At 52.8% G+C, this 26,708-nt stretch carries 20 protein-coding genes and 1 rRNA gene; 20 read left to right on the top strand and 1 reads right to left on the bottom strand.

What is annotated here, in order from left to right; genetic code table 11:
• Positions 1-37: 37 nt before the first annotated feature.
• The 15 genes from hrpA (at position 38) to ACUVOF_RS20735 (ending at position 19,331) form a co-directional block, all read left to right on the top strand.
• A complete protein-coding gene (gene hrpA / locus ACUVOF_RS20805) occupies positions 38-4,042 on the top strand; it encodes an ATP-dependent RNA helicase HrpA (protein WP_447046149.1) in 4,005 nt (1,334 codons plus the stop codon).
• A 169-nt stretch (positions 4,043-4,211) separates the two neighbouring features.
• A complete protein-coding gene (locus tag ACUVOF_RS20800) occupies positions 4,212-5,333 on the top strand; it encodes a beta-ketoacyl-ACP synthase III (protein WP_447046148.1) in 1,122 nt (373 codons plus the stop codon).
• A 40-nt stretch (positions 5,334-5,373) separates the two neighbouring features.
• Positions 5,374-6,213 (top strand): MlaA family lipoprotein, encoded by an 840-nt coding sequence (locus tag ACUVOF_RS20795; RefSeq protein ID WP_447046147.1) that lies wholly within the window; start codon positions 5,374-5,376, stop codon positions 6,211-6,213.
• Between the two features lie 8 nt (positions 6,214-6,221).
• Positions 6,222-7,415: a PP2C family protein-serine/threonine phosphatase gene (locus ACUVOF_RS20790; protein ID WP_447046146.1), complete on the top strand. Its 1,194-nt coding sequence runs from the start codon at positions 6,222-6,224 to the stop codon at positions 7,413-7,415.
• Positions 7,405-7,923, top strand: a complete 519-nt coding sequence (locus ACUVOF_RS20785) for an STAS domain-containing protein (RefSeq protein WP_447046145.1) — start codon at positions 7,405-7,407, stop codon at positions 7,921-7,923. The genes ACUVOF_RS20790 and ACUVOF_RS20785 overlap by 11 nt, the downstream gene beginning before the upstream one ends.
• 187 nt (positions 7,924-8,110) lie before the next feature.
• On the top strand, positions 8,111-9,307 hold the full coding sequence (locus ACUVOF_RS20780; RefSeq protein WP_447046144.1) for a multidrug effflux MFS transporter: 1,197 nt from the start codon (positions 8,111-8,113) through the stop codon (positions 9,305-9,307).
• Positions 9,304-10,038 carry a sulfite exporter TauE/SafE family protein gene (locus ACUVOF_RS20775; RefSeq protein WP_447046143.1) on the top strand — a complete coding sequence of 245 codons (735 nt, stop codon included), beginning with the start codon at positions 9,304-9,306 and terminating at the stop codon, positions 10,036-10,038. The genes ACUVOF_RS20780 and ACUVOF_RS20775 overlap by 4 nt, the downstream gene beginning before the upstream one ends.
• Before the next feature lie 126 nt (positions 10,039-10,164).
• Positions 10,165-11,175: a substrate-binding domain-containing protein gene (locus ACUVOF_RS20770; protein WP_447046142.1), complete on the top strand. Its 1,011-nt coding sequence runs from the start codon at positions 10,165-10,167 to the stop codon at positions 11,173-11,175.
• A 153-nt stretch (positions 11,176-11,328) separates the two neighbouring features.
• On the top strand, positions 11,329-12,579 hold the full coding sequence (gene pstC, locus ACUVOF_RS20765) for a phosphate ABC transporter permease subunit PstC (RefSeq protein WP_447046141.1): 1,251 nt from the start codon (positions 11,329-11,331) through the stop codon (positions 12,577-12,579).
• Positions 12,580-12,597: 18 nt separating this feature from the next.
• Positions 12,598-13,764, top strand: a complete 1,167-nt coding sequence (gene pstA, locus ACUVOF_RS20760; protein ID WP_447046140.1) for a phosphate ABC transporter permease PstA — start codon at positions 12,598-12,600, stop codon at positions 13,762-13,764.
• A gap of 26 nt (positions 13,765-13,790) precedes the next feature.
• The gene (pstB, locus tag ACUVOF_RS20755; RefSeq protein WP_113270931.1) at positions 13,791-14,630 is read left to right on the top strand and encodes a phosphate ABC transporter ATP-binding protein PstB; all 840 of its coding nucleotides are present in this window, start codon (positions 13,791-13,793) and stop codon (positions 14,628-14,630) included.
• A gap of 160 nt (positions 14,631-14,790) precedes the next feature.
• Positions 14,791-15,822 carry an ArsJ-associated glyceraldehyde-3-phosphate dehydrogenase gene (locus ACUVOF_RS20750; RefSeq protein ID WP_447046139.1) on the top strand — a complete coding sequence of 344 codons (1,032 nt, stop codon included), beginning with the start codon at positions 14,791-14,793 and terminating at the stop codon, positions 15,820-15,822.
• A gap of 4 nt (positions 15,823-15,826) precedes the next feature.
• A complete protein-coding gene (gene arsJ, locus ACUVOF_RS20745) occupies positions 15,827-17,026 on the top strand; it encodes an organoarsenical effux MFS transporter ArsJ (RefSeq protein ID WP_447046185.1) in 1,200 nt (399 codons plus the stop codon).
• Between the two features lie 169 nt (positions 17,027-17,195).
• Positions 17,196-17,609, top strand: coding sequence for an arsenate reductase ArsC (locus tag ACUVOF_RS20740; RefSeq protein ID WP_447046138.1), 414 nt, complete (start codon positions 17,196-17,198; stop codon positions 17,607-17,609).
• 24 nt (positions 17,610-17,633) lie between these two features.
• The gene (locus ACUVOF_RS20735) at positions 17,634-19,331 is read left to right on the top strand and encodes a methyl-accepting chemotaxis protein (RefSeq protein WP_447046137.1); all 1,698 of its coding nucleotides are present in this window, start codon (positions 17,634-17,636) and stop codon (positions 19,329-19,331) included.
• Between the two features lie 84 nt (positions 19,332-19,415).
• Here ACUVOF_RS20735 and ACUVOF_RS20730 read toward each other — a convergent pair whose 3' ends face one another.
• Positions 19,416-20,603, bottom strand: a complete 1,188-nt coding sequence (locus ACUVOF_RS20730) for an acetyl-CoA C-acyltransferase (protein WP_447046136.1) — start codon at positions 20,601-20,603, stop codon at positions 19,416-19,418.
• A gap of 126 nt (positions 20,604-20,729) precedes the next feature.
• Between ACUVOF_RS20730 and ACUVOF_RS20725 the strand changes: the two genes are divergently transcribed.
• The 5 genes from ACUVOF_RS20725 to ACUVOF_RS20705 all read left to right on the top strand — a co-directional run.
• Positions 20,730-21,299: a TetR/AcrR family transcriptional regulator gene (locus ACUVOF_RS20725; protein WP_447046135.1), complete on the top strand. Its 570-nt coding sequence runs from the start codon at positions 20,730-20,732 to the stop codon at positions 21,297-21,299.
• Positions 21,300-21,490: 191 nt separating this feature from the next.
• A complete protein-coding gene (locus ACUVOF_RS20720) occupies positions 21,491-23,161 on the top strand; it encodes an AMP-binding protein (RefSeq protein WP_447046134.1) in 1,671 nt (556 codons plus the stop codon).
• A gap of 26 nt (positions 23,162-23,187) precedes the next feature.
• Positions 23,188-23,955, top strand: coding sequence for an SDR family NAD(P)-dependent oxidoreductase (locus ACUVOF_RS20715; RefSeq protein WP_447046133.1), 768 nt, complete (start codon positions 23,188-23,190; stop codon positions 23,953-23,955).
• Between the two features lie 260 nt (positions 23,956-24,215).
• Positions 24,216-26,021 carry an acyl-CoA dehydrogenase C-terminal domain-containing protein gene (locus ACUVOF_RS20710; RefSeq protein ID WP_447046132.1) on the top strand — a complete coding sequence of 602 codons (1,806 nt, stop codon included), beginning with the start codon at positions 24,216-24,218 and terminating at the stop codon, positions 26,019-26,021.
• A gap of 577 nt (positions 26,022-26,598) precedes the next feature.
• A 16S ribosomal RNA gene (locus tag ACUVOF_RS20705) occupies positions 26,599-26,708 on the top strand; the annotation flags it as partial.

Here is a 26,708-nt window from a genome sequence, read left to right as displayed (position 1 = left end):
AACTCTTACTAAAATCTCTTGTTAAATGCCCAAGCGAATGGAAGCCGACTCAATCGTGACCACCGAGACATCTCCAGCTCCCTCCGATAGCCAACGCCTCGCTGCGCTGAAACAGGCCGTGGGCGAAGTGATGTTGCGCGATGCAGAACGGCTGGAACGACGCCTGGCCGGTTTGAGCCGACGTCTGCGAGATAACAAGCCGATTAGCCGTGGGTTGCAGGAAGTGCAGCGCGAGATTAGTCGCGCTCAGCAGCAACTTAGCCAGCGTGAGGCCCAGCAAATCACGCTTAACTATCCGCCAGACCTGCCGGTGGTAGAGCGTCGAGAGGATATTCTTAACGCCATACGTGATCATCAGGTTGTGGTGGTGGCGGGGGAGACCGGTTCCGGCAAAACCACCCAGCTACCTAAAATATGTTTGGAGCTGGGGCGAGGCCGTCAGGGCTTGATTGGTCACACCCAGCCACGTCGCTTGGCCGCCCGTAGCGTGGCCGGTCGTTTGGCAGATGAGCTGGAAGTCACTTTGGGGGACCAAGTCGGCTATCAGGTCCGCTTCACCGACCAGAGTAGCCCGAGCACACTAGTCAAATTGATGACCGACGGAATTTTGTTGGCCGAGACGCAACATGATCCACTGCTGTTGCGTTACGACACGATTATTATCGATGAGGCTCACGAACGAAGCCTGAATATCGATTTTCTGCTTGGCTACCTCAAGCGCTTGCTCCCCAAGCGGCCTGACCTAAAGGTCATCATTACCTCGGCGACCATAGATGTTGAGCGCTTTGCCCAACATTTCGGAACGGCGAAAACGCCAGCGCCAGTGGTGGAAGTCACCGGGCGGACCTATCCCGTCGAGGTACACTATCGGCCTCTGGTGCGTGACGAGGACGATGAAGAAGACCGCACCCTGCAAGAAGGGATTTTGCATGCGGTGGAAGAAATTGAAACCATTGAGCGTGAGAAAGGTTGGCTGCATGGCCCTCGGGACGTACTGATATTTTTACCCGGCGAGCGTGAAATCCGTGAAACAGCGGATACCCTACGCCGTGCCGAGCTGAAAGGTACCGAAATCCTACCGCTCTATGCCCGGCTTTCGAACGAAGAGCAGAATCGCGTATTTGCGTCCCACCGTGGGCGGCGTATCGTGCTTGCTACCAATGTCGCTGAAACATCGCTGACGGTGCCTGGGATTCGCTACGTGATCGATCCCGGCCTCGTGCGTATCAGCCGCTATAGCTACCGCTCTAAGATCCAGCGCCTGCCGGTGGAAGCGGTTAGCCAAGCCAGCGCTAACCAGCGTAAAGGACGTTGTGGTCGGATCGCCGAAGGCGTTTGTATTCGCCTCTACAGCGAAGAAGATTTTTTATCCCGGCCTGGCTTTACCGATCCCGAGATCCAGCGCACCAACTTGGCGTCGGTAATCCTATCGATGCTGGGTCTTAAACTAGGCAATATAGAAGCATTTCCGTTCGTTGATCCGCCCGATAGCCGCTTTATCAAAGACGGCTTTCGTTTGCTGTTTGAGCTTGGTGCGGTGGATGAACAGCAGCACCTCTCACCGCTTGGTCGTAAGTTGGCGCGGTTGCCGATTGATCCACGCCTGGCACGGATGGTGTTGGCGGGCGCCGAGGTCGGTAGCTTGCGCGATGTGCTGATTGTGGTCTCGGCATTGGCCATACAGGATCCTCGAGATAGGCCAGCAGATAAACGCCAAGCCGCCGATCAGGCGCATCAGCGTTGGCACGACCCCGATTCAGACTTCGTCGCCTTGTTGAATTTGTGGCACGGCATTGAAAATGCCCGGGAGGCGCTGTCGGGTAATCAGCTACGCCGTTGGTGTCGTGAGCACTATATCAATTATCTGCGTATGCGCGAGTGGCACGATACCTTCCGCCAGCTCCGTCAGTTGCTGCGCGATATGGATATTGAGGTGCCCGCGCCGCCGCCGCGGGATGAAGATGAAAGCGAAGAGCAAGCACGCCAAGCACGGCGTAAAACCTCCGGTAAAGTGCACCAGGCGCTGCTGTCTGGGCTACTCTCCAATCTGGGTACACTGATTGAGAACCGGGAGTATCTGGGCGCCCGCAACCGGAAGTTTATGATCCACCCCGGCTCAGGATTAGCTAAAAAATCGCCAAAGTGGATCATGGCATTCGAAATGGTCGAGACATCGAGACTGTTTGCTCGTACTGTGGCCAAAATAGATCCTCAGTGGATTGAACCTCAAGCACAGCATCTGGTTAAGCGTAGCTACAGCGAACCGCATTGGGAAATGAAGCGCGCGCAGGTGGTGGCATTTGAGCAGGTGACGCTGTTTGGTCTGCCGATCGTAGCGCGGCGCAAGGTACATTACGGCCTGATAGCACCACAAGAATCACGCGATTTGTTTATTCGTCGTGCGCTGGTCGAAGGTGAGTTTCAGACCAAAGGCGCTTTTTTTGATCATAATCGAGCGTTGATTGACGAAGTTGAAGCACTGGAAGATCGCGCTCGCCGGCGTGATATTTTGGTCGATGAAGACACGTTGTTTGATTTTTATGACCAGCGAATCCCGGCCGAAATCGTCAACGGCAAGGGTTTTGAGCATTGGCGTAAGCAAACCGAACAACGCGACCCCAAATTACTGCATTTCGATCTGGATTCGCTTAAAGCGCGTGACGCCGGGGATGTCACCCAGACGCAGTACCCCGATCATTTAACCCTGGCGGGTGTAGCGTACCCGGTTAGCTACCACTTTGATCCTGAAGCGGAGGACGATGGTGTCACGCTGACCGTACCCGCCGCGATGCTTCCGCAGGTGCCTGTGCACGCACTAGAGTGGCTGGTGCCAGGATTGCTGCGTGAAAAATGCATTGCACTGATGAAATCGTTACCCAAAAGTATTCGCCGCCAAGTAGTGCCGATACCCGATTGGGTCGACGCGGCACTTGACACCCTGGTGCCCGATCAACGTCCGTTAACCGAGGCGCTAGGGGAATTTATTCGACGCCGGACATCGACACGGGTACACCCTGACGATTGGCGTTTAGACCTGCTCGAACCGCATTTAATCATGAATATTCGTGTAGTTGATCACGCAGGCGAAACCCTTGGGCAGGGGCGTGATCTCCGTGCATTGGAGCAACGCTTTGAAGCGGCAGCCAGCGCTGGTGCGCAGGCGTTGGCTGAACAGGTCAGTCACGAGCCTGCTGTTGCAGGCCTGCCTAAAACGCCGCTCCCCCCGTCACGAGTGACTACCCAGGCAGGTATTCGCGTAGAGGCGTATCCTGCCCTGGTAGCCGACGCCAGCGAGTTCAAGGTGGCTTTGTTTGATCACCCGGCAAAAGCAGAGGCCGCCCATCAGGAAGGCATTGCGCGGCTAGCCATCGTCAAGCTGCCCGAACAGGCCAAAGCGATCAAACAGTTGCCCGGGGTAGAAAAGTGCGCGCTGCTGTTTGCCAAAGTGGGTAGCAAGCAGGCGTTGATCGACGATCTATTGTTGGCCGTGTTTACTCAGGTGGTTGCTCAGCACCCACTGCCGCGCTCAGATGACGAGTTCAGTCAGCGGCTAAAAGAGACACAGCCCCAGCTCGTTGGCGAGGCCAAAGCACTGCTAGTGAAGGTGGACGCCGCGCTTCAGGGCCACCTTGCAGTCAGCAAAGTACTAAAAGGTAAGCTCAATTTTGCCTTGGCGCTGGTGTATAGCGATGTTAGCGCACAGATGCAGCGTCTGGTCTACCCAGGCTTTATTCGTGATGCCGGTGAGTGGCTGGATGAATATCCACGTTACACCGAGGCGGCACTGATTCGGCTTGAAAAGGCTGCTCGTGAGCGTGGCCGCGATCAAATGATGATGCAGGACGTCCAAGCGCTAGAAGCCCGTTTTGATGCCCGCCGCGAAAGCGAACGGCGAGGGCAGGTGGAAAACCCTGAATTGGTTGCTTTTGGCTGGTGGTTGCAAGAGCTTAGGGTCTCACTATTCGCCCAGCAATTAGGCACCCGTATGGCAGTCTCAGTGAAGCGACTTGAAAAGCGTTGGCAAGAAATAATTAGCGCTTAGCGAGTTGATGGAGAAGCCGTTGAAATGAGTATTTGAGAATAGCGGTTGAAAAAGCTGCTGGAAAAACCGCTATTTTACGCACACAGTAACAGTATGGGTTCGCCGTAAGTTACGCGCTAGCTATTGATGATGGCCAGTCACATCGGCAAGCCGCTTAGAGGAGATAGGCATGACACATGTGGTGATTACCGGTACAGGTCTCTATACACCGGAACACGCCATTGATAATGCGGCCCTGGTGGCGGCATTTAACACGTGGGTAGACGCTGAAAATGAGCAGCACGCTGAGGCGATTGCGCAGGGTGAGCGAGAGCCGCTGGCTCACTCCAGCAGCGAATTTATCGAAAAAGCCTCAGGTATCAAGAGCCGCTATGTGCTCGATGCGTCGGGTATTCTTGACCCACAGCGCCTAAGGCCTAAACTGCCTCAGCGGGGCAATGATGAACCTTCTATCCAGTGCGAGATGGCAACTGTTGCTGCCCGACAGGCATTGTCCGCTGCTAAGGTAGATGCCGCGGACATTGAACTGGTTATCGTCGCCTGCTCGAATTTAGAGCGTGCTTACCCCGCCGTGGCGGTAGAAGTACAGCAATTCTTGGGTACCAGTGGTTACGGGTTTGATATGAATGTGGCCTGCAGCTCTGCTACGTTTGCCTTGGAAACGGCTGCAAACGCGATTGCCTCTGGCAGCGTAAAGCGTGCACTGGTAGTTAACCCGGAAATTTGCTCGGCGCACCTGAATTTCCGAGACCGTGACAGCCACTTCATTTTCGGTGATGCTTGTACCGCGATGGTACTTGAAAGCAGTGTCGTCGCCGTTGCCGATGAGCAATTTGAGATTCTTGGTACACGCCTGATAACCAAGTTTTCCAATGCGATCCGTAATAATGCTGGTTTTCTCAACCGGGTAACGGACAGCGACCCGCTGGCGCTGGATAAGCTTTTTGTGCAGGAAGGAAGGCGGGTGTTTAGAGAGGTCTGTCCGATGGTTGCTAAATTGATCACGGAGCATCTGGCGTCTTTGGAATTAAGCGGTGACGATCTTAAGCGCATGTGGCTGCACCAGGCCAACCGCCATATGAACGATTTAATAGCCCGCAAAGTCCTGGGTTACGAACCAAGCGAAGCCCAGGCACCGATCATTCTGGATCGTTACGCGAATACCAGTTCAGCGGGCTCTATCATTGCTTTTCATCTCCATCGCGAGCAGCTAGTGGAGGGTGATGTTGGTGTGATTTGTTCGTTTGGGGCAGGTTATAGCGCTGGCAGTGTCGTCATTCGCCGTCTCTAAGCCTCTGTATACGTGCTGCGCAATTAAAAAGGAAAATGTCATGTGGCAGTGGTTAAGTAACGAAAAAACGGCGCTTTCGCTGCGCATCAAAACATTACCGCTACTGTTGGTGACGCTACTAGCAACCGGCGGCTGCGCGAGCACACAAACAGCGGAAAATGCAAACCCTGACGATCCATGGGAGGGTTTTAACCGTAAAGTGTTTGCGTTTAACGATGTGCTGGATCGCTATGCGTTGAAGCCAGTGGCAAGAGGCTATCGCACCATTACACCTGACCCGGTGGAAACCGGGGTAGGCAATTTTTTTGCCAATTTAGGTGAAGTTCGTACCGCGCTCAATAGTGTGTTGCAAGGCAAACCAGCTAACGCGGGGCTCGCCACATCACGGTTTTTAATTAACTCAACGGTAGGTATCGGCGGGTTGCTGGATTATGCTACCGCGATGGAAATTACCGCGGACAAAGAAGATTTCGGCCAAACGTTGGCGGTATGGGGATGGAATGATTCGCGCTACCTAGTGCTGCCTTTCTTCGGCCCGAGCACGTTGCGGGATACCACCGGTTTGCCGGCTGATATGGCAGCCTATCCCGTTACCTATGTCGACGACGATACCGTTCGTATCAGCTTGACAGCACTCAATCTGATTGACACACGTGCGGGTTTGCTTGATCAGGAAGAATTGATTCGTGGTGATCGCTATCGTTTTATTCGTGATGCTTATTTACAGAGCCGCCAATTTGAGGTGCACGATGGGGAATTGGGTGATGATCCGTTTGCCAGTGACACCTTTGATTTTGATGACAGCGACTTCGATGACAGCGACGTTGATAACAGTGATGGGGATAATAGCGACTTTGGTGACAATGACGTCACCGATTGAGGCTGATAATGGCTCATTCTAAGCAGTTGATTGCGGTGATCGACGAATCAGGTCATGAGCGCGATGCACTGGCTGAAGCGATTACCTGTGATGGTATGTGGGTGTATGCGGCGGATAACATCGAACACTTGCCTGCTGACACAGCACTTATTGTTGCTCATGCTCGTGCAGTATCCAGGCAGCAGTGGTCTCAGTTAACGCGCCGCCTGCCGACCCTGGTGGTTAGTGACTCGCGTCAGGACGCCGACTTGATCAAGGCAGTTGATGTAGGGCTAGTGGACTATATAGTCCACCCTCTGCGTCACGCCGAGCTGCTGCGACGAATGATCCGTAAGGCCATTGAGCTCAACGATTTGGCGCTGGAGCGCGAGCGTGACCATGCGCGGCTGGCGGAGTTAAATGAGAGTTTAGAGACACACCTGGCGCTGCTGCGGATGGATCAGCAGAGCGGAGGGCATATTCAACGGCGGTTGTTACCGCTGCGGCCCAAAGTGATTAATGAGGTGTATTACGACTATATATTTGCACCTTCGCTCTATCTGTCCGGTGATTTCCTCGATTACCAACGTTATAACGATCGTTACAGTGCCTTTTATTTCGCCGATGTGTCAGGGCATGGCGCCTCATCGGCGTTTGTTACCGTTCTGCTCAAATATTTATGCAACCGCTGGCTGAGTGAGTGGGATGGTCAGCAGCCGGAGAATCTGCCACCTGATTGGTTAAAGGCGATGAACCGTGAATTGCAGGGCACCGACATTGGCAAACATGCCACCTTATTTGTCGGTGTTATTGACCATGAGGCGCATACTCTGCACTATTCGCTCGGCGCGCAGCTTCCCATGCCTCTTTTAGCGGCTGAGGGAGAGTTACGCCGTTTAGAAGGCGAGGGAATGCCGGTAGGCCTTTTCCCCGATGTGGAGTATCCTTCCCTGAGTTGTGCATTGCCGAATAAATTTCGTCTATGGCTCTGCTCAGATGGAGTATTGGAATGCTTGCCGGGTAAAACGCTCGACACGCGGCTCAAGGAACTTGAGCAATTAGTAAGCGAGAGTGTCACGCTTGAGCAGTTGCGCGAAAGGCTAGCCAAAACAAACGCACTTCTTGCAGAAGGAGATGCGGAGTTTGATGCCAACCAAGAGCGCGATGCTTTACCCGATGATCTAACAATCATGATGGTGAGCGGATTTGGTCATGCTGATTGAAGAAGGCCGCATTAAAGCGGCGTTCGATTCTGGTGTTTTTGTTTTAAAACTGTGTGGTGACGTGCGCTTGACGCTCTGCGCCACATTGGATACCCAAGCCCAACGTCTCGCCGAGACGCCGGGTCTGCGTGCCGTATTGATTGACCTGCGCGAAGCTACCAACGTGGATTCTACGGCGCTTGGCTTTTTGGCTAAGGTCGCGATGGCGGTGAAAGGACGCCTGGAGCAGTCGCCGACGATTATTGTCGATAATCCTGATGTACGGCAGATGCTGGATGTGATGGGCTTTGCGCGCTTTTTCACGCTGATGGAAGCCCCGTTACAGCAGCCAACAACCCTTAACGATGCCCTTGAAGAGTTGCCTGAAGAACCCGCTGATGAGGAAGGACTACGCGATCGGATCCTGGAAGCCCACCGCATTTTAATGCATATGAACGAGCATAACCGCGAACAGTTTCAGCCACTGGTTGAGATGCTTGAGTCGCAAGACGCCGCTACCCATCACTAACCTTTTCTGAATGCCCCTTCTGTATGCGCCCCTGGCTTTTTTCCAGGGCCATCTCAGTTGGCGACAGTACGTTATGGCAAAGTAGTCGCCTGTATAGATGGCGTTCAGTCCCGACAAACGCCTTGAAATCGTCTATGATTAGCGGCCTATCTATTCCAGCGCGTACTTTATCGCCTTAAGGAGACCCATGGATCTTAATCCTCGCCGGGTAGCACTGTTGGTTGCCGCCAATACGGCGCTTGCGCCTTTTGCTATCGACGCGTACTTGCCTGCCATGGGGATTATCGCCGAGAGCATCGGGGCCAGTATTCATCGTACTGAACTCTCCATCAGCGTGTTTTTGTTCGGCTTTGCATTGGGCCAGCTCTGCTTTGGACCGCTTTCGGATCGCATGGGCAGAAAGCCAGTGTTACTAGGCGGTTTGGTAGTTTTTATGCTGGCAAGCTTAGCCATTACGATGGCGGACAGTTTGCCCACGCTGCTGGCTTGGCGGTTTATTCAAGCGCTGGGAGGCGGGGCCTGCGTGGTCAATTCGGCGGCAATTGTGCGCGACTGCTTTAGCGGGCGTGAGGCCGCCAAGGTGATGTCCACCATGGCGATGATTATGATGTTAGCGCCACTGGTAGCGCCAGCTGTGGGCAGTTTGCTGCTACATGTTGCCGGTTGGTGGCTAATTTTTGTTTTTTTAGCCGTCTATGCCGCCTTTTTACTGTGGTTGTTAGGAACACGACTGCCTGAGACTCGTGATATGTCGTTACCCGCCGCATCACCGCGCCAAGTCATACGCAACTATGCCAGCGTGCTTAAGCATCGTGAAGGCATGGGCTATATTTGCGCTGTGGCAGCCTCTTTCGCTGGCCTGTTTGCGTTTGTGACCGCTTCGCCGTTTCTCTACCTTGACTATTTTGGCCTGTCTCCCGGTGTCTATCCGCTCGTTTTTGGCGTCAACGTCGTGGTCATTGCGCTTTCTAATCAGGTCAATATTCATTTGTTGCGCAAGCGCACACCGCAACAAAATTTACGCTTGGGACTCCTCGTACAGTTAATAGCTGCGCTGGGGCTAGTCGCAGTGACCGCCCTCAATATAGCGTCGCTAGTGATTGTGGTGCCGCTGATTATGCTGTTTACCGGAATGATTGGACTAATTACGCCCAACGCAATCTCATCGTTGTTGGATCATTTTGGCCATATTAGCGCCACGGCAACGGCACTGTTAGGAGGCATACAATTTACCTGTGGTGCTCTCGCTGGGGTAATGGTGGGGTTGTTTGAAGTTGAGCATCTTTGGCCAATGGTGCTGACGATGCTGGGCGCCGCTCTGCTGGGGAATATTGGCGTACGCAAACTAACCAAGGCGCCCGCCGTAAATGAGCAGCAGGGATGAATAGCCTGCTGGCCTGGGTTAACTTACCGTTCAATACTTGGTTAGCTTGCTCAGCCGTGCTGCTGCTGGGAGCCTTCGTCCAGCGCGCGACCGGCTTCGGTTTGGCCGTTATCGGTGCGCCTCTGCTGCTGATGCTCGAGCCAAAACTGGTGCCCGTCATTCTAGTGCTGTTTGGTTTTACCGTCTCGCTGATGATGGTACGCCACTACTGGCACGAGGTGCGGCTCGACTCTATCGGCATGGCATTAGTGGGACGCCTTCCTGGCAATGCGTTGGGAATTTGGCTATTACTCGCCGCTCCAATGTTTCTGTTAGAAAAACTGATTGCGATCATCGTACTGTTTGCTGTGCTCGTTACACTGTGTCGCTTTCGACTGCCGGTCAACCGAATAACGCTATTTGGTGCCGGTGTGGTATCTGGCATATTTGGCACCGTTGCTGCTATTGGCGGTCCGCCCATGGTGTTGTTAATGCACGGCTTGCCGGCTGATCGTGTGCGAGGAAACCTTGCCGCCTTTTTCATCTTGACCTCAATGTTGACCTTAATCACCCTCGCCTTGGCTGATCAGATTCAGTTGTGGCATTTTCAGGTCGCGCTTACTTTTTTACCCTCGGTATTGATCGGCAATACTATCGCTAATGCTATTGCGCACCGCTTGGATAGGCGCCTATTACAAGGCGCATCGCTGGCCTTATGTACCTTCGCTGCACTAGGACTTTTATGGCGATGAAGAATTTGGTTTATCCCGCCTGGCAATAATTTCTCACCGCTTACTCACTGTCATGAAGTTGTCATCTAACCAGTGCAAGGTATGCCTTGCGAAGGCCAGATCCCTACATGAACAGGAGTATTTCGCATGAACCGCATTCTAAAAACCACCGTGCTCGCGGCTGCCATTATGAGCGTTGCCGGTGTTGCTCAAGCCCGTGATCAAATCCGTATCGTAGGCTCCAGCACCGTTTACCCATTTGCCAGCTACGTAACTGAAGAGTTCGGTGCTACCACTGGTAATCCCACGCCTGTTATCGAATCAACCGGTTCGGGCGGCGGTTTGCGCCTGTTCTGTAACGGTGTAGGTGAAGGCACGCCCGATATCACCAACGCTTCACGCCGCATGAAAGTCGCTGAGTTCGAGCGTTGTGAAGAGAATGGCGTCACCGATATTACCGAAGCCAAAATCGGTTCTGACGGCATCATAATGGGCCAGTCAAGCTCAAACGACGACCTAGACTTAACCCTTGAGCAAATTTTCTTGGCCGTTGCTGCTCAAGTGCCGGTTGATGGTGAGTTGGTTGATAACCCCTACACCAACTGGAGCGACATCGACTCCTCGCTGCCTGATCGTGAAATTTCCATCTATGGACCGCCGACTACTTCTGGTACGCGTGACGCGTTTGAAGAGTTAGTCATGGAGACGTCTTCTGAAGAGATGGACGAGTATGAAGAAGCTTACACTGAAATCCGTTCTGACGGCGTTTACATCGATGCCGGTGAAAACGACAACCTGATCGTTCAGCGCCTATCAGAAGACACCGGTGCGTTTGGTATCTTCGGTTACTCTTTCTTGGAAGAGAATACTGACACGATCAGCGCTGCCAGCATTGACGGCGTAGCGCCGGAAGCTGAAGCCATTAGCTCGGGTGACTATCCCATCGCGCGTTCACTGTGGTTCTACGTCAAGAACCAGCACGCCGAAGAAGTACCGCCGATGTATGACTATGTCGACATGTTTATGAGCGAGATGATGATCGGTGAAGATGGTTATCTACGTGACATCGGCCTGATCGTACTGCCGGAAAATGAGCGTGAAGAGTGGCGTCAGGCGGTAGCAGACCGCACTACCATGTCAGCAGATGTTCTTAAGTAATTAGTGACGCTAGAAATGAAAATGGCCGGCAGCGTAAGCTGTCGGCCTTTCGTTTTGCGGCAGTTATATATTGGCGTTTGTCACATTGCTGTAATGTTTGTGCCCCAAAGTAGTCGCCAATACGATTTCATTAGGTAATGCGAGAGAAATTCGATGCAGACTAACCAGCTTCTTCTGATTTTTTGCGGTGCGTTACTGCTGCTGGGGCTGCTAGCGTTTTTTGCTGGCCGTTCAAAAGCCGCCCGCCTACGCAGTGCTGGAACGGCTATGTTTGCTCAGCCAGATCAATACGCTTGGTTTACCGTGCTCTCGACCGCCGGGCCAGCGGTGCTAGTGAGTACGCTGGGCGCTTTTGTTTTGCTAATAATGGGCGCCGATATTCCAACGCTCTATCTGCTGGCGGCGAGCTTAGTGATAGCCGCCATAGGGCTGATGGTAAGTCTGAACCAAGTTAAACCTGACTTTCACGCCCGTCAGGCCATTGAGCGGGTAATCCGCTTGGTCTTGGCCGGGGCAGCGTTAATCTCAATTTTCACGACGTTCGGCATTTTGTTCTCGATCATCTCCGAGGCATTGCGTTTTTTCCAAATGCACAGCTTTTGGGAATTTATTACCGGCACTACATGGAATCCAGGCGCAAGCTTTTTAGCATCAGCGGGTCGTGGAGACGGGGCTGGTGCAGAATTCGGCTCAGTACCGCTATTTGCCGGTACCTTTATGATTACCGCCATCGCTATGCTGGTGGCGGTACCCATTGGCTTGCTGTCAGCGATTTACATGTCAGAGTACGCGCCGCGTAATGTGCGCACTATTGCGAAACCGGTTTTGGAAGTATTGGCGGGTATACCCACTGTTGTATACGGCTTTTTCGCGGCGATTACGGTGGCGCCGATTATCGTCAACATCGCCGGATTTTTTGGCCTTGATGCTTCTTATAATAACGCCGTCGCGCCAGGTGTCGTGATGGGTATTATGATCATACCGTTTATTTCATCGCTCTCCGATGATGTGATCAACTCGGTACCGGATAGCATGCGTCAAGGGTCGCTGGCATTGGGGATGACCAAAGGGGAAACCATTCGTGATGTAGTCATTCCTGCCGCGTTGCCAGGGATTATCTCAGCAGCGCTGCTAGGTATGTCGCGGGCGCTGGGAGAAACCATGATTGTGGTAATGGCCGCAGGCATGCGTCCCAATTTGACCGCTAATCCGCTGGAAGATATGACCACGGTGACAGTGCGTATTGTGGCAGCTTTAACAGGGGACCAGGAGTTTGCAAGTGCTGAAACGCTGTCTGCTTTCGCCCTTGGTTTGGTTCTATTTGCTGTCACGCTTGCGCTGAACTTGGTGTCTGTGCTGATGATCCGTCGCTTCCGCGAAAAATACCGCGTGAATAACCTGTAACGCTGAGGAACTGTTTCGATGAGCCATACTTTTGACGAAATCAGCCAGCAGCTTAAGCGGCGTCACCGTAAGTCTGCACGCCTTAAATGGATCTCTATGGGATCATTAGGCTTGGCAGGCTTGTTTCTGGTGCTCTTCTTTGCCGATATGCTGAGCAAGGGCCTTCCCGCGTTTCAGCAGGCGTATATCCAGACAGAAATTAACTACACCGAAGAAGCAGAAACCGATGGACGCCAAGCGTTCGATGAAGAGTTACTTCCCATTATCAGTCGAACGATGGTGCGTGTGATCCCGATGGAGCTTCGCAACAATCCCGGCATGATCGGTACCAGTGAAGAACAGTGGATATTGGCGACCAGCGAGGTGGATCAATACCTAAAGGGTCACCGCAATAGGCTGAGCTCCGAGCAGCAAGAGACCGTTGATGCGTTGGTAGAGTCTGGCAAGGTAGACCTACGGTTTAGTAAAACGTTTTTTACCAATGGTGATTCAAAAATTGCTGAGTACGCAGGGATTTTATCGGCTGTGGTGGGTACCGTAATGACAATGATTGTTACCCTAGCGATATCTTTTCCTATCGGCGTGATGACAGCGGTTTATTTGGAAGAGTTTGCCCCGGATAACCGCTTTACTCAGGCGATTGAAATTAACATTAATAATTTGGCCGCGATTCCGTCTATTTTGTTTGGTTTGCTGGGTCTAGCGATCTTTATCAACTTCTTTGGCGTCCCTCGCTCTTCACCATTAGCGGGCGGTATGACGCTGGCCTTAATGACGCTACCGGTGATTATTATCTCAACGCGCACCGCGCTGCGCAGCGTGCCGGATTCCATTCGTCACGCTGCGTTTGGGGTAGGCTGTTCACGCTGGCAGGTCGTACGTGATCACGTTTTACCGTTAGCCATGCCTGGCATTATGACCGGCTCCATTATCGGCCTTGCGCAAGCGATGGGTGAAACAGCGCCGCTGATTATTGTTGGGATGGTGGCGTTTATTCCTGATGTGAGCGCTTCATTTACCGAAGCAGCGACAGTGTTACCTGCGCAAATATTTACTTGGTCAGGTGAACCTGAGCAGGCGTTCGTAGAGAAAACGGCCGGCGGTATTTTGGTACTACTCACCATACTCATTTCACTCAACGCTTTTGCCGTTGTGTTACGTAAGAAATTTGAGCGCCGCTGGTAGGCCAGTGCGTTATAGAGGACATTGCTATGAATAGCCAAGCACCTGTAATGAACGACCAGCATGAACCAGCCGTTGGGCAGCCCTATACACGTAACAATCAGGCCTGCCATGATTTAAGCATCCGGGTCCGCGATTTGAACCTGTGGTATGGAAAAAACCAAGCGCTGAAGAATCTTAATATCGATCTATTCCAGAAAAATGTGACGGCGCTGATTGGCCCTTCCGGGTGTGGGAAATCGACCTTCTTACGCTGCCTCAATCGCATGAACGATTTGATTCCTAGCGTGCGTACGGAAGGGTTGGTCGAGATGGATGGGCGTGACGTTAACGCGTCTAAAATGGACGAAGTGGCGCTGCGCCGGCGGGTAGGGATGGTATTCCAAAAGCCAAATCCCTTTCCGAAATCCATTTATGAAAATGTAGCCTACGCGCCGCGTATGCACGACTTGGTAAGCCGTAAAGCTGAGCAGGATGAATTGGTTGAAAAAGCATTGCGCGACGCAGGGCTGTGGAACGAAGTGAAAGACAAGCTGCAGGAACCGGGCACCTCTCTGTCCGGTGGTCAGCAGCAGCGGCTTTGTATTGCCCGTGCCATTGCGGTTCAACCCGATGTGATTCTGATGGATGAGCCAACCTCAGCGCTTGACCCAATTTCGACAGCGACTATCGAAGATTTAATGGATAAGCTGAAAGAGCAGTTCACCATTATTACGGTGACGCACAACATGCAACAGGCGGCGCGGGTAGCGGACTATACGGCCTTTTTCCACCTGGGGGAAATCATTGAGTACAACGATACGAAAGTAATGTTCTCAACCCCGGCCAAGAAAAAAACCGAAGATTATATCTCTGGTCGTTATGGCTAATTAACGCCTACTTAGCAGGCCCACAATAGAACAGTGGGCCTGCTTGATTTTGTGTTTTTTTAACCGTAAATATATGCTTAATCGTATATTTGGGATCAGCTTTCGAGATACAGATAGCGCAACAGAACGGACGCCGAGAAAATTAAGATTAGGAGTCATTATGGCACTGCGTATTGGTATCAACGGTTTTGGTCGTATTGGGCGCTTAACACTACGCAGTCTATGGCCAGAGATTGAGGCGGGCAGCGTTGAGCTTTCACGTATCAATGACCCCGGTGGTGATGCGGCGACATTTGCCCACTTACTGGAGTTTGATTCGGTACACGGCCATTGGGTCCCAGGGCAGGGCATCTTAGCAGCTGATAACGCTATCGTTATCGATGGTAAATCTATTGCTTTTAGCGCTAATAAAGCAACTGCCGATAGCGACTGGTCCGGCTGCGATGTGATTATCGAATGTTCTGGCAAAATGAAAACTACTGAAAAGCTTCAAGCGTATCTCGACCAAGGCGCCGGACGTGTAGTAGTGAGTGCGCCTATGAAAGAAGCGAGCGTGCTCAATGTGGTGGTGGGAGTAAATGATCATCTTTACGACCCAGCTCAACATAAGATCGTCACTGCTGCTAGCTGCACCACCAACTGCCTGGCACCGGTGGTCAAGGTCATTCAGGAAACCTTCGGTATCCGTCATGGCTCAATGACCACGGTGCATGACATCACCAATACCCAAACGATTCTGGATGCCCCGCATAAAGATTTGCGTCGTGCGCGCGCTTGCGGCATGAGCTTAATACCCACCACCACCGGTTCAGCAAAAGCCATCACAGCCATTTTTCCAGAGCTGGAAGGTAAGCTAAACGGTCATGCGATACGTGTGCCCCTGGCCAACGCTTCCCTTACCGATATGGTGTTCGAGCTTGCGCAGGAAGTGACGGTAGATGAGGTTAATCAGGCGCTTAAAGCTGCCGCCGATGGCGAGCTTGCCGGTATCCTGGGCTACGAAGAGCGCCCGCTGGTGTCGATTGATTACCGCACCGACCCGCGCAGCTCGATTATTGATGCGCTCTCTACCATGGTAGTCAACAGCACTCAGTTAAAACTCTATGCCTGGTATGACAATGAGTGGAGCTACGCCAATCGTACCGCTGAGCTGGCGCTAATCGTCGGGCGTGAGCAGGTGGGTCGTGGCTGAATCAATGCTTGCGCGGGTAAAGGCGCTACCTTTCGAGGTGCGCCAATACATACTGATTACCGGCAACTACTGGGCATTTACGATCACCGACGGCGCCTTGCGCATGCTGGTGGTGATGCACTTTCACCAGCTGGGCTACTCGCCGTTAGAAATAGCCATGCTGTTTCTGTTTTACGAAGCTTTCGGCGTGGTGACTAATCTAGTAGGTGGCTGGTTGGGTGCGCGGTTAGGGCTCAACCGCACGATGAACGTAGGGCTGGGACTGCAAATTATTGCTCTCGCCATGCTGATGGTGCCCGCTAGCTTGCTGACAGTCGCTTGGGTGATGGCCGCTCAGGCGCTGTCGGGGATTGCCAAAGACCTCAATAAAATGAGCGCTAAAAGTGCGGTTAAGGTGTTAGTGCCCAAAGAGAGCGTCAATGCCAATAGCGCGCTTTACCGCTGGGTAGCGATGCTGACCGGCTCTAAGAATGCGCTAAAAGGGCTGGGCTTTTTTGTCGGCGGGCTGCTGTTAACGTTGATTGGTTTCCAGGCCGCTGTATTCGTGATGGCGGTGATGCTTGGTGGCGTATTGCTACTTTCACTGCTACGGCTCAAGGCGGATTTAGGCCGCCAAAAAATAAAGCCCAAGTTCTCAGAAATTATCTCAAAATCACGCGCGATTAACGTGCTCTCTGCGGCGCGTTTTTGCCTGTTTTCGGCGCGGGATGTATGGTTCGTCGTAGCACTACCGGTGTTTTTATATGATCAGAATGGCTGGACACACTGGACGGTGGGCGGACTGCTGGCAATATGGGTGATCGGTTATGGCGGCGTGCAAACCCAGGCGCCGAAATTAACCCGACTGATCAAGGGAGATGCGCGGGCGCTTACCGCTGGCTGGGCGGCGTCGCTGGTGGTGTTGGCGATTATGTTGGCGATGCTGCCCTTGGCGCAAGTGGGCTGGCTGGTGGTTGGGTTACTCGCCTTTGGGGTGCTGTTTGCGATTAATTCCAGCTGGCACAGCTATTTGATCGTGCATTATGCTCGCGCCGATGGCGTCTCCATGGATGTCGGCTTTTACTATATGGCCAATGCCATGGGGCGATTAATGGGCACGCTACTATCGGGCTGGTTGTATATGGCTTACGGACTGAGTGCCTGCCTGTGGGTATCAGCGGCCTTAGTGGCAGCGAGTGCCTTGATGGCACTGGCGTTGCCATAAGAATCATTAAGTAAGCTCATCTTAGTTATCCGTTTCGAATCATTTAGATTGACGGCTCTATAATATATGATTTTTCGTATATTTAGAGGGCTGGCGTATGTTTGCAATATTGTCGTCATGAACCCGGCGTAGGGTGACAGTCACTAACTACATAAGAGGCTGTTTATTTATGACGAAGCGCCGCGTGTTATTCCTCTGCAATGCTAACTCTGCACGGTCTCTAATGGGGGAGGCGTTGCTTCGCCATATGGCAGATGATCGTTTTGAAGCGTCTAGTGCCGGTTCTGAACCCGATGAGCCCCACGCATTGACGCTTGAAGCGTTGCGTAAACATGGGCTTCCTACCGAAGGCTTGCGCAGTAAGTCGTTAGATGAGTTTGAAAGCGAGACCTTCGATTTTGTCATTGTGCTGTGTGACAAGGCTCAGCAAGCCTGCCGCGATTGGCAAGGTGAGGCGGGCGAAGTGCTGTCCTGGGATATTCGTGACCCTCGCTTAATCGGCAAGTCAGATGCTTATGAGCAGGCGTTACTAGAAATTCGTCGGCGTCTGCAGCTCTGGCTGCCCCTCGATGCAACTGCTTAATCTTACTAAAAGGGGCGGGTCGAGATGAAATGGATTAACAACTTAAGCGTCAAAGCCAGTTGGACGCTCGTATTAGTTGCCTTTAGCGGCTTGGTGGTCGTCATTGGCGCACTGGGTTTGTTCGCCAACCATTTTGGCCGTGAAGCATTTACGTCGCTTCATGAACGGGACATGGCGCAAATTAGTAACCTGGATAGTGCCTACTCCCAGCTCTTGCGTGCGCGTATTCAGATGAATCGTGCAGCTGAGTTAATTCGTACCCCGTCGTTCGATCGACCTGACTCATTGATAGAAGAAGCCCAGCGGTTGCTTGATGCCGCGACTGAGAATTTCAATCAATTTACAGCCAGCGACTTTGATCAAGAGCAGCAGGCGTTAGTTGATCAGTTAGCGTCAAACTTTCAATCATTTGTTAACAATAACCTCAGCCTTCAAATGATGATGCTTGAAGAGCGCGACGTATCAGGTTTCTTCTCGGGTGAGTCGCGGGTGGATGAGAGTAGTCAGCACTTTGTGGCAAGCGCCGAAGCTTTTTTAGACGCTTCCGCTCAGCGGGGAAACGCCTTGCTTATACGCTTTGAGCAGGTCTCATCACTACTTTTTTGGGGTGTGATTGCAGCGCTTGGTGCTGCGCTGTTGGTAGTGACGGTAGTGGTATGGGGCGTGCGTAAAAACGTGCGGCGCCCATTAAAGACGATCACTGGGCACTTCCAGCGCATAGCTAACGGGGATCTGTCTGCACCGGTAACGGCGCACTCATCCAATGAAATTGGTCAGCTGTTTAGTGAGCTAGCCAGTATGCAGCTCGCTTTGACAACGACTGTTAATCGCCTCACTACCAGTAGCCAGCAGGTGTATAGCAACAGCCAGGAGATGACCGAACAGAACCAACTCCTGGCGAGCCAAACCGATACCCAAGTGTCCGCCTTGCAGCAGATGGCAGCGAGCTTGGAACAGCTTACCGCCACGGTTAATCAGAATGCCGAAAGTGCGGCCCATGTTAAGCGGTCAACGGCGGATGTGTCCCATAAGGCACAGCAGGGTGATGAAGTGATTACCCAGTTTATTGCCACCATGGAGGCGATAAATGGTCATTCCGACGAGATCCAAAGCATTATTCGAATGATTGAAAGCATTGCTTTCCAAACCAATATTTTAGCGCTCAATGCATCGGTTGAAGCGGCGCGTGCCGGTGAGCATGGGCGTGGTTTTGCGGTAGTCGCCAATGAAGTGCGTGCGCTGGCAACGCGCAGTGCGAATGCCGCCAGCGAGATTCGAACTCGAATTGAAGCGTCGAGTGCGAGTATCCAACAAGGCAGTATATTGTCGCAGCAAGCAGGTGAACATACCCGTGCCATCATGCAGGCGGCGGGTAACGTGAATACGCTAATGACGCAAATAGCTCATGCATCAGAAGAGCAGCGGCGTGGCATTGAAGAGGTCAATCAGGCGGTCGTGCAAATTGATACCACCACACAAGAGACCATGCGCTTAGTCAATCAGGCTGCCCACAGCGCAGAAGGATTATCCCAAGAGGCGTTACAGATGCGCGAGTATGCCGGTCAATTTAGTGTTACCGAGGACGCCGCTGGGGCAAGCCCACAATATGCTCAACAAAATGGTGTCGAATACCCTGAATGGGAGCAGCTTAGCCAAGAGGGATCAGCCACAGCACGCCCCCAGCAGGATGAAGGTAAAGCCTGTTTGCTAGTCGCCTCATAACGTTGATCATCGATTTGCTAAACCGCCCTGGCTGACATGGCACCAGGGCGTTAATCGAGGTGAATTAGCCTAAGAGATCGCTGACTAATCGATTAGCTCGACGGCCACTGCCGTCGCTTCGCCGCCACCAATGCATAAACTTGCTATACCTCGTTTGCCACCCTTTGCGCGCAGCGCGTGAATCAGCGTGGCGATAATGCGCGAGCCGGTAGACCCAATCGGGTGGCCTTGGGCGCAGGCACCGCCAAAGACATTGACCTTGCTATGGGGAAGGTCCAAGTCATCCATGGCCATCAGTGTAACCACCGCAAAGGCTTCGTTAATCTCGAATAGGTCTACGTCATTAACGCCCCAGCCCAGCTTTTTCATCAGTTTTTCAATCGCCCCCACAGGGGCAATGGTGAATTCACTGGGGTGACGTGAATGGGTTGTATGTCCCAGCATTCGGGCGAGTGGCTTAATGCCATGCTGATCTGCCGCTGCCTGGCTGGCCAAAATAAGCGCGGAAGCGCCGTCGGAAATTGAGCTAGCGTTGGCGGCGGTAATCGTACCGTCTTTAGCAAAGGCGGGGCGCAGCTGACGTATTTTGTCGAGCTTAGCTTGGAAGGGCTGCTCATCGTGTTCGACCAAGGTTTCGCCTTGGCGGGACGTAACAGTGACGGGGGCCATCTCGGTCGCTAAGTGACCTGCGTTGGTGGCTGCCATGGCGCGTTCAAGCGAGGCAATCGCAAAATCGTCCAGGCGTTCGCGAGTGTAACCGCGATCAGAGGCGACATCCTGAGCAAATACACCCATCAGTTTGCCCGTTTCGGCATCTTCCAGCCCATCCAGAAACATATGGTCTTTCAGCTCGCCATGACCCAGCCGGTAGCCACCGCGTGCCTTGGTAAGTACATGAGGGGCGTTGGACATGGATTCCATACCCCCGGCGAGCAAAATATCGCCACTGCCCGCTTTAATTAAGTCGTGTGCAAGCATCGTGGCTTTCATGCCGGAACCACATAACTTATTGATAGTGGTGGCCCCATTGGCATCTGGAATACCTGCTTGTCGCATTGCCTGACGAGCGGGTCCCTGCTTAACCGCTGCTGGCAGTACGCAGCCCATAATACCTTCGGTGATCGCGGCAGGATCGATGCCTGATGCTTCGATCGCTGCTTTAACAGCGACTGCACCAAGCTGTGGCGCCGTCATGCTCGCAAGGCTACCCATCATGCCGCCCATGGGCGTGCGTTTAGCAGCTAAGAATACAATGTCGGTGGGGTTGCTCATAACTAATCTCCTTCAAATTTATTGTGATTATCATAGTGTGTAGTGGGTGATGCGTTGACCCGTAAGCGGTGCTGTGGTTTTCTCAAAGGTAACCAAGCAAGCGCTAGTGTAAATAACATGAATGTAATGAATGCATCCCCTCGCCGCAAGGAATTGACGCGTCTGGCCGCTCAGCTATTCGTCCAAGAGGGCTTTGACCGTACCACCGTGCGAATGCTTGCGCAGGAAATGGGTATTAAATCCGGTAGCTTGTTCCATCATTTTAAAGATAAACAGGAAATCCTCGCAGCGGTCATCGAAGAGGGCACTCAAAATGCGTTGATAATTGCCCGCAAAGCTTTGGATGAGTGCGCCGCCGATCCTGAAATACGCCTGCGCACCATGGCCCGTGCCCATCTCGAAACCCTCTTCACTGACCGTAATGCGCACGTGGTGGCGCTTTTTGAGTGGCGTCGTCTTGACCCTGAGGCGCGTGCCCATCTTAGCCATTTGCGCGATGCTTATGAGGCACTCTGGGTCGCCGTCATTGATGATGCGCTTGAGGCAGGCCTCATCCGTGGTGATCGATTTCTTGTATCCCGCTTTGTGCTTGGCGCATTGAACTGGACAGTGCGCTGGTACGACCCCAACGGCCCCCGCTCACCTGATGACCTTGCTGATGAGCTTGTCGCTATGATCATGCCTGCCTCGACTTGAGGTTTCGCTGACGACGCCTCGACCAACGTCTAACCTTACATTTTAGAAGAGTGCTTGCTCTCTGCGACGATTACTTTTAGCGTTGTTTTTAACTTAAGGCTTCCGTTAACGTCAACGGATAATTATAACGACGGAATACGTAGCTGCCCTTTTTACTCTGTGCTCATTACCAACTACATAAGAGAGCCACCATGACAGCGACACCACAATCCTTACCCGACTACCAGAATTACCTAGATACCTTCTCCATTGATAATGTCATTGCCCGCCTGGATGATCATCGGGACGGCTTGCTTAATGCTTATGAAGCCTGCTGTGGTCGCCATGTGCGAGCCGGGCGTGGTGATGTGCTAGCGCTGGTTCAAGAGGATACCCAGGGGGCCATCCATACCTTGACCTACGCCGAGTTAGACGAGCACAGCGCTAAGTTGGCTGGATGGTTTCAAGCCCAAGGGCTAGGCAAAGGCGACCGTATTGCCTGCATGCTACCGCGGTCACCACAATTATTAATTGCGGTGCTGGCGACATGGCGGATTGGCGCGGTTTACCAGCCTCTGTTTACCGCATTTGGGCCCGATGCCGTCGATTATCGGCTCGGACGTGCGGGCACTAAACTAGTGATCACCGATCACGCCAATCGTTATAAATTCGATGGCCTCAGCCAATGTCCGCCAGTATTGGCAGTAGGCGGCGCAACCCGGGAGCACGCGGATGACCATGATTGGCAAGCGTCGTTGACGCATACGTCAATGAGCGATAAGCCGCCGCGGCTGTCTCCCGAAGAACCGTTCTTGCAAATGTTCACTTCGGGTACCGTGGGCAAGCCGAAAGGCGTTGCTGTTCCACTGGCGGGGATGACCGCCTTTGCAATCTATATGGAACTCGCCATTGACCTACGTGACGATGACCGCTTCTGGAACATGGCCGATCCTGGCTGGGCCTATGGCCTTTACTATGCCATCGCAGGTCCATTGCTGCTGGGTGTGACAACTCATTTCTGCGAAGCAGGGTTTAGTGCCGAAGGAGCGCTGGCGTTTATGAAGCGTCATCACATAACCAATTTTGCCGCCGCCCCGACCGCATACCGTCTGATGAAAGCATCGGGCCTGTTCGATGACGCTTATGAAACACTAGAACTGCGTGCAGCCAGCTCGGCAGGTGAGCCTTTGAATACTGAAGTGGTCACCTGGGTGGAGAGGTCGCTGGGTTGCCCGGTCATGGATCACTACGGCCAAACCGAAACCGGTATGACCTGTAACAACCACCATTCTCTTGATCACCTTAAGCATGTGGGTGCGATGGGTGTGCCGATGCCGGGTTATCGCTTGGCGATTTTGGATGCAGAGTATCATGAGCTGCCTGCCGGTGAGCCTGGCGTGCTCGCCGTGGATATCAAAAACTCCCCCGCGCATTTTTTTCAGGGTTATACCTGGCAAGAGAAGAATCCGTTTGTGGAAGGTTATTACCTCACGGGTGACGTGGTTATACGCAACGAAGATGGCACCTTCCAATTTGCGGGACGTGACGACGATATTATTACCACGGCGGGTTATCGGGTTGGGCCAACGGATGTCGAGAACAGTGTAATGACGCACCCTGCCGTCGCAGAGTCAGCAGCAGTAGGGCAGCCCGATGAAATTCGGGGTGAAGTCATTAAATCGTATGTTGTGCTGCGCGAAGGCTTTGAGGCCAGCGATGAGTTGGCCGAAGAGATTCGCAAGCGTGTCCGCGAGCGGCTCTCCACGCACGCGTTTCCTCGCATTATTGAGTTTGTTGATGAACTGCCCAAAACCCCAAGCGGCAAAATTCAGCGTTTTAAATTGCGTGCCCAGGCGGCGGAAGATGCGAAGACAGGCGAATAAATACAACGACCATAGGGAATACGGTTATGCAGGTTAAGGACAGTACTTTTTTAATTACCGGTGCCGCCTCAGGGTTGGGTGCAGCAACCGCCGAGCGGTTAGTCGCCGCTGGCGCGCGCGTGGTGTTATGCGACCTGAACGATAGCGTCAACAGTCATGCACAACAGTTGGGGGTAAATGCGCGTGCCTTTATGGCAGATATCACCTCTGCTGAGCAAATGCAGCAGGCGATAAATGCGGCGGTAGCGTTGGGTGGTGAGCGCGGCCTTTCAGGCGTAGTGCATTGTGCGGGCGTGGTTAGCGTGGCGAAGCTGGTTGATCGCGAGGGTAACCCGGCTGACTTAGAAAGCTATGCGAAAACGATCAATATCAATCTGGTCGGTACCTTTAACGTTATGCGCCTTGCGGCAGCGGCTATGGCTAAAAATAACCCCACAGAGAGTGGTGAGCGCGGGGTTATCATTAATACCGCATCTATTGCTGCTTTTGATGGGCAGGTAGGGCAGTGCGCGTATAGTGCCTCTAAAGCCGGTGTTGTCGGTATGAGCCTTCCGGCTGCGCGCGAGCTTTCAAGGCATGCTATTCGAGTCATGGCGATTGCGCCTGGTGTGTTTGAAACGCCAATGATGAGTGAGATCCCTGATGAGGCTGCTCAGGCCTTAGCGGCTGCAGTGCCCTTCCCTAAACGGTTGGGTCGACCGGATGAGTTTGCACAACTAGCGGAACAGATCATCACCAATGCCATGCTCAATGGTGAAGTGATTCGCCTAGACGGTGGTATTCGGATGCAGTAACCCTTCCGAGTAACGGTTTTAAAATGACTCGTCAGCTTTTGGCTGGCGAGTTTTTTATGTCGAGTGCTCAAGGGCAAGTGGCATGAAGATCTTAATGTTAATGGACTGAACGACTAAAGTTGTAGTGGTTTAGGAGAGTAAATTCAAACAGTCGCTTGACTCTACAGGGCGCCCACGCTAGTTTTCAAACATGTGTTTGAATGCCATTTGGTCAAAAGCATTAATTAGGCTTTCAATCCCCCCGTTTTAGGAGACATGCGATGCCCAGTTATCAGGCCCCTCTGCGCGATATGCGTTTCGTCATGGACGAAATGCTTGATTACCCCACCCACTATGCGCGCCTGCCGGGTGGCGATGAGGCATCGCCTGATGTCGTCAGCGCCATTTTGGAAGAGGGGGCCCGCTTTGCCCGTGACGTACTACTTCCCATCAATCAAAGTGGCGATGAAGAGGGTTGCCTACTAGAAGGGGGCGAAGTTAAAGCGCCTAATGGTTTTAAAGAAGCTTACCAGCAGTACGTAGAAGGTGGCTGGCCGAGCCTGGCAGCCGACCCTGAGCATGGCGGACAGGGGCTGCCACCTTCGCTAGCAATGCTACTCTCGGAAATGATCTGTGCCACTAACCTCGCGTGGGGAATGTATCCGGGCTTATCCCACGGTGCAGCCGATGCACTTAAGCATCATGGTACCGATGAGCAGAAGTCGACCTATCTTACCAAGCTGGTTGAGGGTGTCTGGACGGGCACCATGTGCCTGACCGAGCCGCACTGCGGTACTGACCTTGGTTTGATCAAGACGCGGGCCGTGCCGGCTGATGGCGACGCCTATGCAATTACCGGCACCAAGATTTTTATTTCCGCTGGTGAGCACGATCTGGCCGAGAATATTATTCACCTGGTGCTGGCCAAGCTGCCTGACGCGCCGGAAGGCTCTAAAGGCATTTCTCTGTTTGTGGTGCCCAAGTTCTTGCCTGATGCTCAAGGCAGTGTTGGCGAGCGCAACGGCGTTAGCTGTGGTTCGCTTGAGCACAAGATGGGGATCCATGGTAACGCCACCTGTGTAATGAATTTCGATGGTGCCACCGGTTATCTGGTCGGGCCGCCCAACAAGGGCCTGGCATGCATGTTCACTATGATGAACGCCGCCCGCCTGGGTGTGGGTATTCAGGGGCTGGGTTTGATTGAAGCCAGTTTCCAGAACTCGCTGAGCTACGCGCGCGATCGTTTACAGATGCGTGGGTTGTCGGGTAAGCAGGCGCCTGATAAACCTGCCGATCCGATCATCGTCCATCCCGATGTCCGTCGTATGCTGCTGACTCAAAAAGCCTTTGCCGAAGGTGGGCGCATGCTGGTGCTTTACACCGCCCAAATGCTTGACCTTGTTGAGCATGGGCAGCCAGGTGAAGAGCGAGATCACGCTGAAACCCTGCTCGGTCTGCTAACGCCCATTGTTAAAGCCTTTCTGACCGAAGTCGGTTTTGAGAGCACTAATGAAGGGGTGCAGATTTATGGCGGCCACGGCTTTATTAAAGAGTGGGGCATGGAGCAGTTGGTGCGCGATGCGCGTATTACCCGCTTATATGAAGGCACCACCGGCATTCAGGCGCTCGACCTACTGGGCCGTAAAGTGCTCATGAGTCAGGGCGAAACTCTGAAAGTGTTTACCAAGGAGATCCACAAATTTTGTAAAGCTGAAGCGGATAATCCCGCGCTTAAAGAGTTTGTTGTGCCGCTTTCCAAGCTAAATGCAGAGTGGGGTGAGCTGACTATGGGTGTGGGCATGAAAGCGATGCAAGACCGCGAGGAAGTAGGTGCGGCGAGTGTTGATTACCTTATGTACTCAGGCTACGTCACCCTGGCTTACTTATTTGCTCGTGCGGCCAAGCAGGCGTCTGTATCTCTAGAAGGTGGCGATAAAGCTTTTTATACCGCCAAGTTGAATACGGCTCGCTTCTATTACCAGCGACTATTGCCACGCACCAAAACTCATGCACAGATGATTCAGTCAGGCGCTTCCAGCCTAATGGCTATCTCCAGCGAAGACTTTGGTTTAGGTTTTGAAATTTGAATATTGGTTTTGGGGTGGCAAGGCGCCACTAAGAAGCACTCTCTGATCAGGCGTTCTGATCGGTGGTTTGCGGCAGGAGGGAAACCTCCTGCCGCTTTTTTATCGTCTATACTTATTTTTCTTGCTATATTGCTACTCAGGCTTTAGAGTACGCATCCGCTGCCGGGGACGCCAAGCGTTACCAGCGGTGAATGAAGGTGAAAGCCTTCGGATTGTCAGGAAGTTAACGCTTTTACGAAAGCAGGCGGTTTTGGATGTGGTCAGGTTTGCATCGAAAACAACGCCCTTGACAACCACCAGGAACTGCGTAGAATACGCCTTCCTCGCTGAGGTAAGCCAAGTCAACGGTCAGCCAGGTAGCTCAATGAGCCACCACAGCGAAACAGCTCTTTAACAATTTGATCAGGTAATTCATGTGGGCGCTTGCTGATGTTGGTGACAAATCACCAAATATCAAGGCAAGCGGTCATGACAATGTAAATTGAAATGAATTCGTTTGAACCTTGAGCCAAGTTTGATCCGCTTTTGCTGCTGTCGGCTAGTCCGTTGGTTAGCGAGTAAGGATCACAATGATTTTAAACTGAAGAGTTTGATCATGGCTCAGATTGAACGCTGGCGGCAGGCCTAACACATGCAAGTCGAGCGGTAACAGGTCCTTCGGGATGCTGACGAGCGGCGGACGGGTGA

It is taken from the genome of Vreelandella sp. H-I2 (genome assembly GCF_052959335.1).
The sequence above is the reverse complement of the archived record's forward strand: the minus strand, read 5'-3'. Positions and strand labels throughout refer to the sequence as shown.

Excerpts from the sequence above, each read along its gene's own strand:
- hrpA (WP_447046149.1), top strand. The coding sequence starts at position 38 with ATGGAAGCCGACTCAATCGTGACCACCGAGACATCTCCAGCTCCCTCC.
- ACUVOF_RS20800 (WP_447046148.1), top strand. The coding sequence starts at position 4,212 with ATGACACATGTGGTGATTACCGGTACAGGTCTCTATACACCGGAACAC.
- ACUVOF_RS20795 (WP_447046147.1), top strand. The coding sequence starts at position 5,374 with ATGTGGCAGTGGTTAAGTAACGAAAAAACGGCGCTTTCGCTGCGCATC.
- ACUVOF_RS20790 (WP_447046146.1), top strand. The coding sequence starts at position 6,222 with ATGGCTCATTCTAAGCAGTTGATTGCGGTGATCGACGAATCAGGTCAT.
- ACUVOF_RS20785 (WP_447046145.1), top strand. The coding sequence starts at position 7,405 with ATGCTGATTGAAGAAGGCCGCATTAAAGCGGCGTTCGATTCTGGTGTT.
- ACUVOF_RS20780 (WP_447046144.1), top strand. The coding sequence starts at position 8,111 with ATGGATCTTAATCCTCGCCGGGTAGCACTGTTGGTTGCCGCCAATACG.
- ACUVOF_RS20775 (WP_447046143.1), top strand. The coding sequence starts at position 9,304 with ATGAATAGCCTGCTGGCCTGGGTTAACTTACCGTTCAATACTTGGTTA.
- ACUVOF_RS20770 (WP_447046142.1), top strand. The coding sequence starts at position 10,165 with ATGAACCGCATTCTAAAAACCACCGTGCTCGCGGCTGCCATTATGAGC.
- pstC (WP_447046141.1), top strand. The coding sequence starts at position 11,329 with ATGCAGACTAACCAGCTTCTTCTGATTTTTTGCGGTGCGTTACTGCTG.
- pstA (WP_447046140.1), top strand. The coding sequence starts at position 12,598 with ATGAGCCATACTTTTGACGAAATCAGCCAGCAGCTTAAGCGGCGTCAC.
- pstB (WP_113270931.1), top strand. The coding sequence starts at position 13,791 with ATGAATAGCCAAGCACCTGTAATGAACGACCAGCATGAACCAGCCGTT.
- ACUVOF_RS20750 (WP_447046139.1), top strand. The coding sequence starts at position 14,791 with ATGGCACTGCGTATTGGTATCAACGGTTTTGGTCGTATTGGGCGCTTA.
- arsJ (WP_447046185.1), top strand. The coding sequence starts at position 15,827 with ATGCTTGCGCGGGTAAAGGCGCTACCTTTCGAGGTGCGCCAATACATA.
- ACUVOF_RS20740 (WP_447046138.1), top strand. The coding sequence starts at position 17,196 with ATGACGAAGCGCCGCGTGTTATTCCTCTGCAATGCTAACTCTGCACGG.
- ACUVOF_RS20735 (WP_447046137.1), top strand. The coding sequence starts at position 17,634 with ATGAAATGGATTAACAACTTAAGCGTCAAAGCCAGTTGGACGCTCGTA.
- ACUVOF_RS20730 (WP_447046136.1), bottom strand. The coding sequence starts at position 20,603 with ATGAGCAACCCCACCGACATTGTATTCTTAGCTGCTAAACGCACGCCC.
- ACUVOF_RS20725 (WP_447046135.1), top strand. The coding sequence starts at position 20,730 with ATGAATGCATCCCCTCGCCGCAAGGAATTGACGCGTCTGGCCGCTCAG.
- ACUVOF_RS20720 (WP_447046134.1), top strand. The coding sequence starts at position 21,491 with ATGACAGCGACACCACAATCCTTACCCGACTACCAGAATTACCTAGAT.
- ACUVOF_RS20715 (WP_447046133.1), top strand. The coding sequence starts at position 23,188 with ATGCAGGTTAAGGACAGTACTTTTTTAATTACCGGTGCCGCCTCAGGG.
- ACUVOF_RS20710 (WP_447046132.1), top strand. The coding sequence starts at position 24,216 with ATGCCCAGTTATCAGGCCCCTCTGCGCGATATGCGTTTCGTCATGGAC.